At 46.0% G+C, this 17,553-nt stretch carries 16 protein-coding genes; 10 read left to right on the top strand and 6 right to left on the bottom strand.

Annotated features, from left to right (window positions below):
• Window positions 1-16 precede the first annotated feature (16 nt).
• On the bottom strand, window positions 17-1,429 hold the full coding sequence (gene nhaA, locus G469_RS0100325; protein WP_211225384.1) for a Na+/H+ antiporter NhaA: 1,413 nt from the start codon (window positions 1,427-1,429) through the stop codon (window positions 17-19).
• A 161-nt stretch (window positions 1,430-1,590) separates the two neighbouring features.
• Here nhaA and G469_RS0100330 point away from each other — a divergent pair, with 161 nt between their 5' ends.
• Window positions 1,591-2,460: a DegV family protein gene (locus G469_RS0100330; protein ID WP_028263355.1), complete on the top strand. Its 870-nt coding sequence runs from the start codon at window positions 1,591-1,593 to the stop codon at window positions 2,458-2,460.
• Between the two features lie 15 nt (window positions 2,461-2,475).
• On the opposite strand, the gene G469_RS0100335 is transcribed toward G469_RS0100330, so the two are convergent.
• Both G469_RS0100335 and G469_RS0100340 read right to left on the bottom strand, forming a co-directional pair.
• Window positions 2,476-3,183, bottom strand: coding sequence for a 5'-methylthioadenosine/adenosylhomocysteine nucleosidase (locus tag G469_RS0100335; RefSeq protein WP_028263356.1), 708 nt, complete (start codon window positions 3,181-3,183; stop codon window positions 2,476-2,478).
• Window positions 3,184-3,185: 2 nt separating this feature from the next.
• Complete coding sequence (locus tag G469_RS0100340) at window positions 3,186-5,684, bottom strand: ATP-dependent helicase (RefSeq protein WP_028263357.1); 2,499 nt, start codon at window positions 5,682-5,684, stop codon at window positions 3,186-3,188.
• A 270-nt stretch (window positions 5,685-5,954) separates the two neighbouring features.
• Here G469_RS0100340 and G469_RS0100345 point away from each other — a divergent pair, with 270 nt between their 5' ends.
• From G469_RS0100345 to G469_RS0100360, 4 genes are all read left to right on the top strand, one after another.
• Window positions 5,955-7,142 carry a cation diffusion facilitator family transporter gene (locus tag G469_RS0100345; protein ID WP_245579090.1) on the top strand — a complete coding sequence of 396 codons (1,188 nt, stop codon included), beginning with the start codon at window positions 5,955-5,957 and terminating at the stop codon, window positions 7,140-7,142.
• Window positions 7,143-7,181: 39 nt separating this feature from the next.
• A complete protein-coding gene (locus G469_RS0100350) occupies window positions 7,182-8,993 on the top strand; it encodes an ABC transporter ATP-binding protein (protein ID WP_028263359.1) in 1,812 nt (603 codons plus the stop codon).
• A gap of 178 nt (window positions 8,994-9,171) precedes the next feature.
• A complete protein-coding gene (locus G469_RS07810) occupies window positions 9,172-9,444 on the top strand; it encodes an AbrB/MazE/SpoVT family DNA-binding domain-containing protein (RefSeq protein ID WP_035425195.1) in 273 nt (90 codons plus the stop codon).
• A complete protein-coding gene (locus G469_RS0100360) occupies window positions 9,438-9,770 on the top strand; it encodes a hypothetical protein (RefSeq protein WP_028263360.1) in 333 nt (110 codons plus the stop codon). Before G469_RS07810 ends, G469_RS0100360 begins: the two co-directional genes overlap by 7 nt.
• A gap of 47 nt (window positions 9,771-9,817) precedes the next feature.
• Here the strand turns inward: G469_RS0100360 and G469_RS08795 are convergent, their stop codons facing one another.
• On the bottom strand, window positions 9,818-10,450 hold the full coding sequence (locus G469_RS08795; RefSeq protein WP_051353653.1) for a GNAT family N-acetyltransferase: 633 nt from the start codon (window positions 10,448-10,450) through the stop codon (window positions 9,818-9,820).
• 6 nt (window positions 10,451-10,456) lie between these two features.
• Complete coding sequence (locus tag G469_RS0100370; protein WP_028263361.1) at window positions 10,457-10,927, bottom strand: deoxycytidylate deaminase; 471 nt, start codon at window positions 10,925-10,927, stop codon at window positions 10,457-10,459.
• A 197-nt stretch (window positions 10,928-11,124) separates the two neighbouring features.
• Here G469_RS0100370 and G469_RS0100375 point away from each other — a divergent pair, with 197 nt between their 5' ends.
• The 5 genes from G469_RS0100375 (at window position 11,125) to G469_RS0100395 (ending at window position 14,888) form a co-directional block, all read left to right on the top strand.
• On the top strand, window positions 11,125-11,721 hold the full coding sequence (locus tag G469_RS0100375) for a DUF3267 domain-containing protein (RefSeq protein WP_028263362.1): 597 nt from the start codon (window positions 11,125-11,127) through the stop codon (window positions 11,719-11,721).
• Between the two features lie 159 nt (window positions 11,722-11,880).
• Window positions 11,881-12,291: a Fur family transcriptional regulator gene (locus tag G469_RS0100380; RefSeq protein WP_028263363.1), complete on the top strand. Its 411-nt coding sequence runs from the start codon at window positions 11,881-11,883 to the stop codon at window positions 12,289-12,291.
• 15 nt (window positions 12,292-12,306) lie between these two features.
• Window positions 12,307-13,359 carry a metal ABC transporter solute-binding protein, Zn/Mn family gene (locus tag G469_RS0100385; RefSeq protein WP_028263364.1) on the top strand — a complete coding sequence of 351 codons (1,053 nt, stop codon included), beginning with the start codon at window positions 12,307-12,309 and terminating at the stop codon, window positions 13,357-13,359.
• Window positions 13,356-14,072, top strand: coding sequence for a metal ABC transporter ATP-binding protein (locus G469_RS07820; protein ID WP_051353654.1), 717 nt, complete (start codon window positions 13,356-13,358; stop codon window positions 14,070-14,072). Before G469_RS0100385 ends, G469_RS07820 begins: the two co-directional genes overlap by 4 nt.
• Window positions 14,073-14,888, top strand: coding sequence for a metal ABC transporter permease (locus tag G469_RS0100395; protein WP_028263365.1), 816 nt, complete (start codon window positions 14,073-14,075; stop codon window positions 14,886-14,888). It abuts the gene before it with no gap.
• A gap of 1 nt (window position 14,889) precedes the next feature.
• Here G469_RS0100395 and G469_RS0100400 read toward each other — a convergent pair whose 3' ends face one another.
• Window positions 14,890-17,550 carry a heavy metal translocating P-type ATPase gene (locus G469_RS0100400; RefSeq protein WP_051353655.1) on the bottom strand — a complete coding sequence of 887 codons (2,661 nt, stop codon included), beginning with the start codon at window positions 17,548-17,550 and terminating at the stop codon, window positions 14,890-14,892.
• Between the last annotated feature and the right edge of the window lie 3 nt (window positions 17,551-17,553).

A 17,553-nucleotide genomic window follows, 5' to 3' on the forward strand; every position in this document is an offset into this window, starting at 1 on the left:
TACCTCAACAAGATTGCTACTGAGCCTCATCTTCTGTACCTAGTGCTTTGTGCACGATGGCATCGTGTGCGCGAACAAACACTATTCCAATAACACCAGCAACTACGCTGCCTAACAAAATGGCACATTTTGCTGCCAATACTTCCTCCGCGTGAGGAAATGCCATACCAGCAATGAGGATGGACATAGTAAAGCCCATACCACCCATAACTCCTACCGCAATAACCTGATCCCAGCTTACGTGTTTGGGCAATTTTGAGAAGCCCAACTTAACAAGCACCCAGGTAACCAAAATGATGCCCAAAGGCTTACCCAGCACGGCACCAAAGAATGCACCAAGAGCAACGTGATCCGCTAAAATAGCACCAAAATCTGCACCAACCAAGCGAACCTGTGCGTTGACAAAGGCAAACAGCGGCAAGACAATAAAGTTAACGGGCACAGAAATCTCATGTTCCACACGAACCAGTGGCGGTGTAACGTGATGTAGTACGTGCTCGACCTTCTCGGCATTTTTAGTAAAGCTATGCTGACCCAACACGTGAGACTCGTCATCGTACACATCATCCAACTTACGAGCCTGACCATTAAGCCAATCACGCAAGGCACTCAGGCGAATGTCAGACTTTGCAGGCAAGAAAAACGCCAAGATAACGCCAGCTAGAGTGGCATGGATACCAGACTTATACATACAAGCCCACAGCAATAGACCTACAATAATATAAGGTTTAACTGTATAAATACGTGCACGATTAAGACCCCACAAGATGAGAATTGCAACGCCTGCAGCCGCCATCCAAAAGATGGAAGGACTGTGCCCATAAAACAAGGCAATAACTACAATGGCCAAAATATCATCTGCAATGGCAAGCGTTTGGAAAAACACCTTGGTCTCTGCAGCGATTTTATCGCCCAGAAGTGACATGACTCCTAGAGCAAAAGCAATATCTGTAGCAATGGGTATGGCCCAACCATGCTGCTGCCCACCCCAATTAAATGCCAAGAATATAAGAGCCGGAATTGCTACGCCACCCACGGCAGCCAACATAGGAAGTGCTGCCTGACGAGGACGGCGAAGTTCACCCACGGTTACCTCATACTTAAGCTCAATGCCTACGAGCAAGAAGAAAATAGCCATGAGAAAGTCATTCACAAACGCTTCGATAGACATGGTCAAAACAAAGTGACCAAACTTGACGCCAATTTGTGTCATAAAAATATGGTGCAAAGGCTCGAACAAAAACGAATTAGCAACCATAACAGCAAGCAGAGCGGCAAAAACCATAACCGCTGCAGCAATAGTGCTATCCGATGTAAATTTACTTATTTGAGAGCTACGTGCAAGACGTCTTACAACAGCAGGCTCTCTAATAATGGTCGAACGCTTTGGCATATCATGCTTAGCGAGATTGCCAGAACGATTGGCCATAGATACTCCTTTATGATTGTAGATAAAAAGTTTCAATAAAAAATATACCCGCTCATATGAACGATTACATATTGACGTTATGCTGAAGTAGAAATCCTTCACAAGAATGGGTAGCCTATACTTTAAGCAAAGCACGGGTGTATATGCTGGAAAGGACTTTTATGAGCAGCCAGCGAATTGCAATTCTTACCGATTCTGGCACCGATACCGGCGCCGAATTTGCACGCGAGCATAACGTACAAATTGTCCCTCTTACCATTAGTTATTCTGATGGAAGTTCATTTGAGTCCACCATTAACATTACGTCAGCGGATGTCATTGCGCGCTTTAATGAGGAAATTCCCAAAACGTCCCTACCTAGTCCAGATAGTATTTTGACAGCATTATATAAGGCTAGAGATGGCGGCTGCACGCAAGCAATTTTCGTGACCATCTCCAGTGGTTTGTCCTCTACCAATCACACCGTGCAACTCATTGCTTCGCAGGTGAGCAACTTTACGGTACATGTTATTGATACCAAGAACATTGGTTTGGGCGCAGGCATGGTTGTCCAAGCTGCTGCCCTGCTTGCCGAGAAAGGCTTAGAGTTTAACGAGATTATTGCCAAATGCGAGCAACTTGTAAACGATACACGTCTATGGTTTTGCACCAAGACCCTATCCTACCTGCGCAAAGGTGGACGCATTTCTGAAGCCACTTATCGTTTAGGCACGATGCTCAACATCAAGCCTGTTATCACCTGCAACTCAGACGGCATGTACGCCCCTGTTAAAAAAGCACGTGGCTTTGAGAAAGCCATTGAAGAAGAACTCAAATTTGTAGAGAAGCACGCCACGAACTTCCCGCACGTTGCTGTAGGTATTTGCGTTTCCAACTCTGCAGAAATTGCTTCTTATCTTGAATCAGAAATCAAAAAGCGCATTACCAACCTTACTCGTATTGTTTTTTCTCCTGCAACGCCAGAGCTGTTAGTCCATACAGGGCCTGACCTAGTTGGCCTATGCGTGCAGCCAGATATTTTGATTTCATAAAAAGTTTTGTAAAAACTACAAGCGGGCCGCCAACTGAGCTGCTACCAACATAACAACCTTGGCACTTTGATGTGCTGCGATCTTCTCAAAGACGGGGTATTCTATCTGCTTTGAGTCATCTGCTTTGTCAGAAATAGCACGAATGATGACAAAGGGCACGTCATTCAGCCAGCACGCCTGAGCAATGGAGGCTCCTTCCATCTCGCAACAAAGCGCATCAAACGTATCTTTGATGCGTGTTTTGGTAGCATCATCTGCGATGAATTGATCTCCAGAAGCAACGCGGCCTTCAAACACCGCGTATTTCTCGTGAGCCTGAGTAATGGCCGCGCGCACCACCGCACGCAGATCCTCGTCTGCAAAAAATGATGCCACACCCAAACCAGGTACTTCACCTGCAGCATAGCCAAAAATAGTAGCATCTACGTCATGATGGATTGCGTCGGTAGAAACCACAATGTCCAAAATATCAATGCGATTATCCAACGAGCCAGCCGCACCAGAATTAATAACGTGTGTCACACCAAAGCGATTGACTAAATTTTGCACGCACACCGCAGCATTAATCTTGCCAATGCCGCAACGAACTACCACAGCGGGACAGTCCTCAAGCGTACCTTCTACGTAATCCATGTGTGCATAGGTAGTGGTTGTTGCATTGCGCATACACTCCTTGAGCAGTGCGGCTTCCACATCCATAGCACAAATTATTCCAAGCTTCATGACTATCCCTCCACCTTAACAATAGGTGCAAAACCCTTCATGAGCTTCTTCTTTTTCCCAGTACGGCTAAAGACAACCTCAATGGTATCGGCATCCACCGCACTTACCACACCAGGTCCAAAGGTCTTATGAGAGACGCTATCCCCTACAGCAAAGCTTTGCGAACTCGTGCGCTCTATACGAGCAGAGCTGCGTGTCTCACGAGAAGCCCTTGAATCTTCTGCCGAGAAATTCTTCGCAGAAGCATCGCTGGCAAAATCTGCAAAACTAGAGCCTCTGCCAGCATTTTTACGAGAACCTAAGTTGGATGAACGCGTAGCAGAACCAAACACACGACCGCCATACATATCAGAACCCTGCCCAGAACCATAAGTTCCACGACGATCTCCACGCTTTTCCCAACCTACTCCTGCAAAACCAGACGAACCCACGCCAACATTGGTAATATGCTCTTCTGGAATCTCGTTAAGGAAGCGGCTGCGTGGATTTGCTTGTGTAGAACCATAGGTGCGACGAGTAAGCGCATAGGTAAGATACAGGCGACACTCTGCACGCGTGATGGCAACATAAGCCAAACGGCGCTCTTCCTCTAAAGACGCCGGATCTGCATCGTAGGCCGTGTGTGGGAAGATACCATCTTCCATACCTGCAACAAAAACTACGGGAAATTCCAAACCCTTAGCTGAATGAATGGTCATCATGGTAATTGCGCTGGTAGAACCCGCAAGTGAGTCAAGATCGCTACGCAGGGCAAGCCACTCAATAAGAGCAGGAAGCTTTTCTGCTGCGACGGGAGGACGTAAGTTGGTTGCCGTAGCCGGAACTACAGCAGCTTGGGCGCTAGCAACATCTGCTTCATCAGCACTTATAGCACCAGCCTCTTTGAGTTGCTCGATAGACTCCAGTGTTTCTGCTGCATCTTCATGGTCCTCGTCAAATTCTGCTGCAACACCAAAGAATTCCTGCACGTTTTCTATACGGCCACGCGCCTCCATAGTATTCTCGGTCTCATAGGCGCGAATAATACCGCTCTTCTCGACAATAGCCTCTACAACATCCGCCAAGTCTCCCGAAATATGACGACAAGACTCAATAACGTTGGTGAACTCAGCCAGTGCATTGCGTACCTTGGTAGACAACAGGTCTACCTCGGCCACACAAGCCTGAGCTGCGCTAAAGAAGGAAATGCCCTCTGACGCAGCAAAGCTGGCAATCTTGTTGATGGATGTGGTGCCAATACCTCGACGCGGCGTATTGATAACACGACGAGCTGCCACGTCATCATCAGGGTTAACCACAAGCTTAAGATATGCCATGACGTCACGAATTTCCTGACGGTCAAAAAAGCGCGTGCCACCCACGATTTTGTAGGGAACCCCCGCACGCAAGAACATATCTTCCAAAATACGGGACTGTGCGTTAGTGCGATAAAACACCGCAATGTCATCGTAGCTGGTGCCCTTATCGTGAACTTTATCGATCTCCGAACCTATCCAACGACCCTCATCGCGCTCATCTGCCGCTTGATATATATGTACTTTGTCTCCATCACCACGCGAGGTAAACAAGTGCTTAGACTTACGGCGTGAGTTGTTAGAAACCACTGCATTTGCTGCTGCTAAAATATGTCCCGTTGAACGGTAATTCTCTTCCAGCTTGACCACCCGAGCGTCTGGATAGTCCTTCTCAAAATCCAAGATATTTTGAATATCCGCACCACGCCAAGAATAAATAGATTGATCGTCGTCACCAACAACCATTAAATTACGCGTACGCGCCGCCAATACATTAGTGATTTTGTACTGTACGTGATTGGTATCTTGATACTCATCTACAGAAATCTGTATAAAACGGCGCTGATACTTTTCTAGTACATCAGGGTGTTTAGACAACAGTTCATATGCATTAACAAGAAGATCATCAAAGTCCATAGCATTTGCGCGCATCAAGCGACGCTGAAGTTCACTATAAACTTGTGCACTCTTACATGCCAAAGGACTTTCTGCTTCATCACTCATCTGATCTGGCGTAATCATGGCATTTTTGGCAGTAGAAATCTGTGCACGAATAGCATTGAGTGGAAACGATTTTGGCTCAATATCTAAATCATTCATAATAGCTTTGACTAGACGCTTTGAGTCATCGTCATCATAGATGGTAAAGTTTGGCTGAAAACCTAAGCGCTCTGCGTCCTCACGCAATATACGCACACACATCGCGTGGAAAGTACACACCCACATGCCACGTGTGCCGCCAGGAAGCAAGGCATTCAGACGTTCGCGCATCTCTGCAGCGGCCTTATTGGTAAAGGTAATAGCAAGGATTTGCCACGGACGTACGCCTTGATTGGCAATCATATGCGCAATACGATACGTCAGCACACGCGTTTTGCCTGAGCCTGCACCCGCAAGCACCAATAACGGACCAGAGGTACATTTCGCAGCTGCACGCTGCGCCTCATTAAGACTGGCAAGATCAATGCCAGGTACAGTAGTTGGCATACTAGGTGCCACACCATGAGTTGAGACAGACCTTGTATGAGGTTGCTCACGTGTTTCAAAAGTTGCAAAAGAGAATAAAGAATCTTGCTCGTTAGACATATATGCTCCGCAAAAATCAAATCTGACTGCACATCAAAGTGTCATTTTGTTTTACGGATTAAGTCTAACGGTGCGCTCGGACATTTTTTCTCTAAGAAAGCTAATTCGCACGATAGCCAAAGCTCAACTGGGTAAATAAGTTCATAAAGCACGCTGTGATACAAAGTTGAAATGGATAGCATGTTGGAACAATGGATTATGAGCCACCTGGCTCCCAATGCAACCGACCTTAACAACCCCAAAGATCGCCGTATATACGGTGCTGCAGCCTCAATTGCCGGCATTGGTTTTAATGCAGTGCTGTTTGTATGTAAGGCGCTCGTTGGGCTACTTTCTGGCTCGGTTTCCATTTTTGCGGATGCTGTTAACAATCTTTCCGATGCAGGCGGCAACATTATTTCGTTGTTTGGTTTTAAATTAGCAGCTAAACCAGCAGATATTGAGCACCCTTATGGTCATGGTCGCTACGAGTATCTAAGCGGACTGATTGTTGCTGTTATTGTTATGGTCATTGGCGTAGAACTCTTTAAAACTTCATTTGAAAAAATTATAAGTCCTGCTCCTGTAAGCTTTGGTATTCCCGCAGCTCTTGTGCTAGTTATATCTATTTTGATGAAGTTTTACATGGCTTCATTCAACCAATCTGTTGGCGAGAAAATCAATTCTGGAGCACTCATTGCTGCTTCTGTAGATGCACGCAATGACGTTATTACCACCTCTGCCGTTTTGATGGCTAATCTCTTATCAGTGCTCATTGGCTTTAACTTTGATGGATGGGCTGGTTTTGCAGTAGCTCTGTACATTATTTATAGTGGCTTTGGCCTCATAAAAGACACTATTGATCCACTGTTAGGTTCTGCGCCCGACCCCACATTTGTTACGTATATTCATAATGCCATCATGAGCTACGATGGCGTACTAGGCACCCATGACTTAATGGTCCATAACTATGGTCCCGGCCGTGTATTTATTAGTGCTCACGTGGAGATGGCTGCGGAGCTCGACCCCCTGCAAAGCCATGACACCATAGACAATATTGAACAACGCTTCCTAGAAGAGGGCATCGTATGCGTACTGCATTACGACCCAATTGTGACGAACGATCCCAACCTAGATGATATGCGCAATTGGATTGCTCGCCGCGTACGCTCCATTGACCCCCGTTTGACCATCCATGACCTGCGCTGTGTTCCTGGTCCCACACATACCAACATCATTTTTGACTGCGTGCGGCCCATTAATCTGCCCATGACCGATGATGAACTCAAAACTGCCATTGACCGTATGGTTAGCAAACAGTACCCACAGGCAATTTGCAAAATTACCATTGATCAAAATTTCTTAAGCATCGAAATCTAAGTTTTACCTGTACAAAAGCATAATATAGGAAGGTTTTTCATGTCTCAACGCTCTACCGCACAGCTTGATAAAGCTGTTGTACACCGTACTCTCTGGCGCTTTTGGCAAGTAACCAAACTTAAACCAGGTGCTGCTTTTTTAGCTGTCTTTACTTCTGTTGCCTATGTCACGCTCTTAACCTATGTAAATACTTGGGTTATGAGTCTTATTGTAGACCGCGTTCAAAAATCTCCTGTTCCCGCAGATCAAGTATGGCAGGTATTTGGTGGTTATGTACTTGCCTTGCTTGCGGTTAATGCCATAGGACAAGCATGCTCCAAACTGCAAGACTATGCCGTATACAAACTAGAGATTAATGGAGACTATCAGCTATCCCGTTTATGTTTTGATACGCTTTCTAACCAGTCTATGACCTTCCACACCGGTCGTTTTGGTGGATCGTTAGTCTCGCAAACCACACGTTTTATGGGTGGCTATTCCGCCCTGGTAGACGTTGTGGTGTACTCGCTTATTCCTACCATTGCTTCCGTTATAGCCACCATTGTTATACTGGCTCCCATAGTTCCTTCCTTTGTGGTGGTGCTAGCCCTCATGCTCGTGGTTTATGTGATTGTTGCTACCCGCATGTACCAGCGCATAGTGCCTTTATCCGTAGAAACATCCGCCGCCCAAAATAAACTTTCCGGCGTGCTCTCTGATGCAGTAACCAACATTTTGGCTGTTAAGACCTGCGGTCGAGAAGACTTTGAAAAGCAACTCTTCAATGAAGCAGACACTCAAGCCATGAGTGCTGCAAACCGCTCCATGCGCGCCATGATGCAACGTGGTTTTACTACCAGCGGTCTTATTACCCTCATCATGCTTATTACATCAATTTTTGTAGCAGGTGGTAACGCATGGTTTGGTATTTCCGCAGGTACATTAGTCATGATTTTCACCTACACCTACCAACTATCCATGCGATTTAATTACATCAATTCCATGATGCAACGCATTAACCGCGCCATTGGTGATGCTGCCGAGATGACCAAAATTCTTGACGAGCCACGTCTTGTAGAAGATGACCCTGATGCAAAGCCGTTGGTAGTAACCAACGGTGCCATCGACTTTGACCACCTGAGATTTGCCTACCTTGATGCCACTAAGGACGATAAGGTTTTTGAGGATCTTACGTTGCACATTCCTGCAGGACAACGTGTTGGCTTAGTCGGTCGTTCTGGTTCAGGTAAAACTACGCTTACCAAGCTTTTGCTCCGCCTGTCCGATGTGCAAGATGGACATATTTATGTAGACGGTCAGGCCATAAGCCATGCTACGCAACAGAGTTTACGCAGGCAGATTGCTTATGTACCCCAAGAGGCTTTGCTGTTCCATCGCTCCATTAAGGATAATATTTCCTATGGCCGTCCCGATGCATCGGACGAGCAAATCCGCGAGGCTGCACGCCAAGCAAATGCACTTGAATTTATAGACCGTTTGCCCGCCGGTATGGACACCATGGTTGGCGAGCGCGGCGTTAAACTTTCTGGAGGACAGCGTCAGCGCATTGCCATTGCTCGCGCGATTTTAACTGATGCACCCATTCTGGTTTTAGATGAAGCAACCTCTGCCTTGGACTCCGAAAGCGAGGCGCTGGTACAAGATGCACTAGAAAACCTCATGAAGGGCCGTACCACTCTTGTAGTTGCCCATCGCTTATCCACTGTCGCTTCTTTGGATCGTATTGTTGTGCTCTCCGATGGCAAGATTGTAGAGGACGGCACCCATACCCAACTTGCAGAAGCCGATGGTGAATACTCCAAACTATGGAACCGCCAAACTGGTGCATTCTTAGATACTGATGACAAGTAAGCGTTAATTGTTTTGAGCTGTTTGGAGCTATTTGACATGCTAGAATTTAATAAGAAAAACCTGTGATAATGTAGTTTCTAACAGCCCAACATCCACTTACCCATCTTTTCTTTCTCCCGCGTCTTCTCATTATTAATATTAATAATGAGAAGACAACTTCCAAAGATAGGTAAAGAAGATGGCAATTGCAGCAGGTACAATTACCAAAACAGGTCAGGTTACCATTCCTAAATCCATTAGAGAAATTTTGGGTGTAGACATCTCAGACCAGATTGCCTTTCTTAGCGATGGCAAACGCGTAGAACTTATTGCTGTACCAAAAAATCCTTTATCGCTCAAATCAAAAGAAGAGTTTCGTAAGGAAGTCGAACTTGCGGAACTTCAAAAGGTACAAGGAAGGTTCACGGTACTTGGTGGACCCGAGAACAGAGTGGCTCAAGTATCATGTTAAATACCATCCTGGTATCCGACCAATTTAGGGAAAACTATCATACTGCTTACGGATACACCCTACAGTACTTTGGTGCAGAGGAAGCAGAATACTTTGATCGATGCGTTCACACCGCAATCAATAGAATTAGATCGATGGCATACGTTGGAACCCTAATCATAAAACCTGCTGGGCAAAATCATATGACTAATCCACGCTGCATTAATGCAGGCAACTACATTATTGTCTATGAAGCAAATATTAAGCATAGGGAAATTCTGCTTATAAGCATGTTCCAAGCCACTAAAGGATGGCGTCAGAAGATTGACTCCTATTACTATGATTAACAGCATGTTTTGTATTTTTGGATTTTGGATCTTTGATTTTTAAACAGCTATAATGCCTTCTCAAAAAGCAAAAGAGGCGTCTCACCAGAAGATTCGTAATACACGCTTAGTGTGTCCACACATTCAAAACCATGACGCTCATATAACGTGCAAGCGGCAACATTCCCTTTAACAACTGCAAGACGGATTGCCTTTTTACCCCAATCACAACTCATACAATGAGCTGCGCGCATCATGGCATCTCCAACTCCAAGACCACGGAACTCAGGTAAAACTGCAAGCATGTGAATAGATGCTACTTCATCCTCATGTAGTTGTTGCTTCCAAGAAGCCTGCGCATAGTCTGAATCATCCATACTATCTAGTCCAAAGGCACCTGCAAGCACAATGCCACTTGGAGTATCTACCTGTGCTATGAAAAACTCTTCAACAGCAATGCGCTTCTCAAAATCAGTCTTATTGGGATAGATACCTAAAATCCACCCAGCTGCATTAGCAACCTCATTAGAAGCTGCATGGGTAGGGGTATTACCATTCGTACTGATAGCTGCAGTAAGCGGCAGCTCGCAATCAGCTCCACAAACCCTTGCATAAAGTTGCCAGATAGCCGGAAGGTCCTTTTTCTGGGCGGGTATTACATGTATCCGTTTGAAGGTATTCTTGGAAGCTTTCTGTACCATATGCTATCAATCGCTTACAGCAACTTGCCTAAAACCAATACCACAACTCTCCAGAACTCGGCGAGAAATAAGGTTATCGGTTGTACCTTTATACTTATCAGACAAATACACAACCTCGCCAATACCTGCTTGAGCCAACATCTTGGCACATTCATGACAAGGGAATAATGTCACATATACGGTGGCACCTTGCATGTCTTTAAGATTGCCACGGTAATTCAAAATGGCGTTTGCCTCAGCATGAATCACATAACTGTGCTTATCATCCAAGGGATCACTGGAATCACCCCAAGGAAACTCGTCATCAGAGATTGCAGAAGGTGTACCGTTATATCCCACAGACAAAATACGATGGTGCACATCTGCAATACATGCACCAACCTGTGTGCGTGGGTCTTTTGAGCGCATGGACGCCGCCATAGCAACCCTCATAAAGAACTCGTCCCAGCTAATAACGTCATTGCGTTTATCTGGCATGTGACTCTCCCATGCTCTTCTGGCAAACCCCTATAGGCCCGCTTCACCAGTAGAATCTTTTGAGCAAGCATAGCATTTTGCTCATTTGTCTGGCACAACTTTATACTTATCTTGCATTGAGTATTTTTCTCAAATTGATTGAATGCAGGATATGTGTTGTTAGTTTTCTCAAAATTATGATTTGTCAGGAGGTGCAAATGATTGTCATTAAACCAAGCATCAACGACATAAAAGCATATCAACGCGGGCAGCTACCAAAAAACGCAATTAAGCTAGATACTCCACCTTCAATTGATGAGCTGACAAAACAAGCAAGCCCTATAGCAGCAATTTTGTGTGCTTTTTTATGCATGACAATGTTTATCAAAACAATTGTTAGCCACACGATGGTGGTATCCATCTTGGCAGTTATAAGTGGCTTCATAGCTGGATTTGTTTTGCTGATTGTACACGAATGGCTTCATGCTATTGTTTATCCAAAAGCTGCCAAGGTTACAATAGGAAAACTAAAGGGCAAGATGATGTTTGTTGCCCTAGCCTCACATCCCCTAACAAGAAGACGCTTTATTCTTATGAGTTTATTGCCCTTTATACTTGGCCTCGTACCTCTTATTATTTTTGTTATTACCCCAGCAGAGCAGCAGGTACTCAATGGCATTATGTTTGGAATGGCAGGTATGGGTATAGTTTCACCATATCTTGACGTTTACAACGTGATTACTGTACTAAAGCAAGCGCATAAAAAGGATAAGATTATGTTCTATGAGGATGATATATATAAAATTCCTTCATAGGCATGTGGATAGCTTATTCAAATGCAAGAACAGCCAACTCTTTTCAAACTTGCTGATATTGCTATGGAATAAGCTAAAGACTTTATTGACATCCTAGCTCTTTGTCCTAGTATGAATTTGGTTTTCGATTTCATATTGAAAACGAGAAAGGTTACGGCTATGCCACAGCGAGGCTCATACAAAACCCGTCAGCGTGAAGATATTCTCGCTTGCCTGAGCAACAATACTCAGCGTTACCTTACGGTAGACGGTGTGCACGAAGCTCTACGCACGGCAGGTAGCGAGATTGGTCGCACTACGGTATATCGCAACCTTGAGCATCTTGTTGCAGAACACGAGCTCCTTAAAGCCATTTCTCCTAAGGGCGAGGCCTTGTACCGTCTATCTCCTGAGCAAAGTGCAGCGCAGCTTGTTTGCTTGGAATGCGGTAGGGCGTTTCCCCTAGACTGCCACATGGTTGATGATTTTACCTCGCACATTAAGGCTCATCATGGTTTTAAGGTTGACGCACACAAGACTGTTTTGTATGGCACCTGTCCCGACTGCCTTTCTCAACAAGCCAATCACTAGGATTTGGAGAAAAACATGAACAGGAACATGAGCCGCGCCGACTTTTTGCGTTTGAGTGGAGCTACTGCATTTGTAGTTGCCCCCACTCTGCTAGGACTTTCCGGCTGCAATAAACCTGCTACTAACGGTGCAGCAGACAGCTCTAAGCTACAGGTACTAGCAAGTTTTTATCCCATGGCAGATTTTGCCAAGAAAATTGGTGGCGATAAAATCGAGGTCAAGAACCTTGTCCCCGCTGGCACCGAGCCTCACGATTGGGAGCCTTCTACTGCGGACATGGTAAACTTTTCCAACGCCAAACTGCTTGTTTACAACGGAGCAGGCATGGAGCACTGGGTTGATGACACCCTTAAGAGTTTGGGTGACGGTGCCCCTACTGCACTTGCCGCATCTGATGGCATCACACTGCTAGAGGCTGCCAAGACAGATCCTGAGCACGAGCATGAGGATCATGATCACGAACATGAACATGAGCACGAAGAACATGAACATGACGAGAAAACCGAAGAACATGAGCACGAACACGAGCACGATCATGACCATGGTGCCTATGATCCTCATGTTTGGCTTGATCCCCAAAACGCTAAGGCAGAAATGAAAAACATCATGGATGCCCTTATCAAACTTGACCCCAATAACAAGGATACTTACAGCGCAAACTTTGCTAAGTGGGAAGTTGAGTGTGATGTCCTAGATAGCGAGTTTTCTGAGCAGTTGGTCAGCGTTTCTCAGCGAACTGTCGTAGTTTCTCACGCTGCTTTTGGGTACCTTTGTAACAAGTACGGTCTGACCCAGTACTCCATTGGGGATATCGATGCCGAAGCAGAGCCTGATGCAAAGCGTATGGCAGAGATTGCAGATTACGTTAAGAAAAACAACGTAACGACCATCTTTAGTGAAGAGCTGGTAAGTCCCAAGGTAGCTCAGGCAATTGCCCAAGAAGCTGGCGCAAAGATGGAAGAACTCAACCCCCTAGAAGGCTTGAGTGATGAAGAAATTGCTGCTGGTGAAGACTACTTCTCAGTTATGCGTTCTAATTTGAAGAAACTGGTAGGTGCTCTTTCGTGATAGACGACCCACGCGGCGAATATAGTACTGTAGCTGCGTCGCCCTTATCGCTAGCTCATGTGAGTGTGCGTCTGGGCAAAAAACAGATACTGTCTGACGTATCTCTCGAGCTTGGCTGGGGAGATACGTTAGTTTTGCTTGGTGCTAATGGTGCTGGCAAATCTACGCTTATCAAAACCGCTATTGGCGAGCTTGTCCCCCATGAAGGCACTGCCAAGCTCTTTGGCTTTAACGCCACGCGTTTTGAAGACTGGAATCGTATTGGCTATGTCCAACAGCTTCCGCCCACCAGCGCGGTACGTTTTCCTGCCACTTCTTTGGAGCTGGTGCAGTCAAGCTGTATAGGCATTCGAGGTGGTAAAGTACGTCGCGCACGTGCATTGGAAACTCTTAAACAGGTTGGCATGCAGGACTATGCTCAGCAGATTATTGGCAGCTTATCTGGAGGCCAGCTACAGCGTGTGCGTTTAGCAGCATCCCTTGCATCAAAACCCGATCTTCTTATTTTGGATGAACCCACCACAGGCATTGACCAAAAAAGTACCTGCGACTTCTTTGAACTTATCAACACCATTAAGCAACAACGTGTGCTATCAGTTTTGCTCGTAACGCATGATCAAGATGCGATTGACCTTGCAGGCGGCACCATTTTATCCCTTGAAGATGGCTGTTTATGCACGCCTAACGCTTTGCTCTCTAGGCAGGAGGCCTAAATGTTAGCGTACGCTTTTATGCAACGCAGTCTTATCATTGGCCTGCTGTTGGGTATTACTCTGCCTCTTATTGGTGTAACCGTTGTACTGCGCAGACTTTCTATGGTAGGCGATGCGCTCTCCCACACTTCTCTTGCTGGTGTAGCCGCCGGCCTTATTGGCGGCATTAACCCTGTATTTGGCGCAGCAGCTGCATGTTTGGCTGGTGCATTTTGTATTGAGGCCATTCGTACACGCTTTAAGGAGCAGTCCGAACTAGCGGTTGCCGTAGTTCTTGCTGCAGGCATTGGCTTAGCGGGTGTACTTTCTGGCTTTGTGCCCAATGCTGCAAACTTCAGCGCATTTTTGTTTGGTAGCATTCTTACGGTCTCTAACGAGGAAACCTTATTTGTGGTTGGCATTGCCGCAATAGCTGTGGTGTTTTGTATTGCGGCACGTCGCTCATTATTTTTACTTGCGTATGACGAAACCCAAGCACGTATTTCCGGCGTTAACCTACCCGCTATGAATGCTGCATTTGTTGCAATAACCGCTCTTATAGTTGCCGTAGCTTCGCGCACAGTTGGCTCACTCATGGTTTCTTCCATGATGGTGGTTCCCGTTGCATGCGCACTCCAGTTAGCCAAAAGTTGGAAGACCACCTGCATTGTTGCTTGCAGCGTAGGTGTTGTATCCACTCTAACTGGTCTTACTATTTCCTTCTACCTTGGTCTCAAACCTGGCGGCACCATCGTATTGCTTTCTGTAGCAATCTTGGTGATTATCTTTGCTATACGCTCACTTTTATTTAGGTTTTCTCACCAAGCACAATACTAATCTACACAATGCTGGTTACCTTGTAGCCAGCATCTTCAACAGCCTTCATAAGCTTGGCGTCAGATACCAATAGCCCAGCATCAAGCGTTGCGGTCTTATCGTCAAGAGAAACCACAACGTTCTTTACGCCATGCACACCCTCAAGGGCTTCTGTTACGTGTGCTGCGCAATGCTGACACATCATGCCATCAATAGAAAGAGTCTTGCTTGCCATAGGAGAATTTCCCTTCTCTTGAACCTCATAAGAGGCATTACTCGTCACTTTAACGTTTGGCTTCCAGCCAAACAAACGTAACGCATTGGTTACTACAAACACGGACGAGAAACCCATGGCCAGAGCGCCAATCATAGGATTGAGCGTAATGCCAAAGGGTACCAGCACGCCCATTGCTACAGGAATACAAATAATGTTATAGAACAAAGCCCAAAATAGGTTCTGGCGGATGTTTGTCATGGTGGCACGAGACAGCTCTATGGCCGTTGCCACATCTGCAGGATTGGAATGCATAAGCACTATATCGGCAGAGTTAATAGCAACATCTGTACCTGCACCAATAGCAATGCCCACATCTGCTCGCGCCAATGCAGGAGCATCATTGATGCCATCACCTACCATAGCAACTCTTTTGCCCGATTGCTGAAGCTCGCGAATCTTGTGCTCCTTCTGATTGGGAAGCACACTGGCGATAACCTCATCCACACCAACAGATTGTGCAACCACGCGGGCAGTCTTTTCCTGATCACCCGTAAGCATAATGGCACGTAATCCTAGGTTATGAAGGTGATTAATCGCCTGAATAGACTGTGACTTTATGGCATCGCTCACTGCAATCATGCCCAGTGCACGACCATCTACGCTAAAGAACAGCGATGTTGCGCCCTGCTCCATACTTTGATTTGCTTTATCAAGAAGAGCTGTAATGTCCACACCGTTGGCCTGCATATGACGTGCATTGCCAGCATGAACTAATTTGTCGCCTATATGAGCAGTCAAGCCAGCACCTGCTATCTGTGTAAAGTCTTGTACCTCAGCATTACCACATCGCGAGCCATTACCAAAAGATGCCAGTTCATCAAGCTTCTTGGTAGCATACGCAACAATAGCGCCTGCTAAAGGATGCTCGGATTTTGATTCTATAGCCAAGGCATAATCCAACAGTTCGGATTCGGTTGTATCATCAGCAAGAACTACAGAGCTCACACTTGGTTTACCCTCGGTAATAGTACCTGTTTTATCAAACACCACGACATCCAGAGTACCCGCAGTCTCCAGAGCCTCGGCACCCTTGATGAGAATACCAAACTTGGCACCACGTCCTGTACCCACCATAATCGCAGTTGGTGTAGCCAGACCCAAAGCACAAGGACAAGAAATTACCAGGACAGACACGGCATAATTAAGCGCTGTTGCTATGTCACCTGGAGCAAACACAACTAACCATGTCACAAAGGTAAGTGCCGCAATGACCATAACTACCGGCACAAATACACCAGCAATACTGTCTGCCACACGCTGAATAGGCGCCTTAGTATTAGTAGCTTCGTCCACCAAACGGATGATACCTGCAAGCGCTGTGTCTTCTCCAACAGCATCAGCACGCATAGTAAACCATCCAGCTTTGGAAATTGTGGCGCCAATTACCTGCTCCCCAACCTTTTTAGTTACAGGAATGGACTCGCCCGTAATGGCAGACTCGTCCAGCACGCCCAAACCATCCACAATAGTGCCATCTACTGGCACCGACTCACCCGTACGCACCACAAGCACGTCACCTACTACCACCTGGCTGGTGGGAATGGTAGCTTCTGCACCATTACGTACAACGGTCGCAGTCTTAGGTGCAAGGTCCATAAGTGAAGAAATAGCAGTGGTAGTTTTGCCTTTAGCACGAGCCTCAAAAAACTTACCTAGTGTAATCAAGGTCAAAATCATGCCAGCAGAATCAAAATATAGTTTGTGCGCTGCCTCCAGAACCAGATAGGTATCGCTCCAACCATAGCCCCACATAATCTGGAACAAACTTATTACACTATAGACATATGATGCTGCCGAACCCAATGCAATAAGAGCATCCATGTTGGGCGCTCTATGGAATAAAGATTTAAAACCCATAACAAAATACTCGCGATTAACCAATAAAACCGGTGTAGCAAGCACAAGTTGTAGCAACGCACGCACGCCAGCACCCTGCGTAGCACTCATATCAAACGGTAGGGGCCATCCAAACATAGGACCCATAGCCACATAAAACAAAGGTATCGAGAAAACCAATGACCAGATAAGCTGCTTGCGCTTATGATCAATAGCTTTCTGCGCGTTTACTGCAGGGTCCACAGTTGCCGTAACCTCTGCACTACTAGCTGCTGCCTTTGCGTCAACAGCTGCTATACCGCTACTCATGTGACGTGGCATTGCACCATAGCCGGCCTTATCGACAGCTTGTATAATATTTTGCACGGTTTGTGGGTTACCATCGTAGGTAACTTCCATCGAATTTTTGAGTAAATTAACGCTTGCGTGAGTTACACCATCAACAGCACCAGACACTTTTTGCACACGCGCCTGACATGCCGCACAAGTCATACCCTCAATATCAAACACCTCAACAACCTGGCCATTTTGAGCAACCTGGCTAACCTGAGATTCATGTTGTGCACTCATAGT

Source organism: Atopobium fossor DSM 15642 (genome assembly GCF_000483125.1).
GTDB classification, from domain to species: domain Bacteria; phylum Actinomycetota; class Coriobacteriia; order Coriobacteriales; family Atopobiaceae; genus Atopobium; species Atopobium fossor.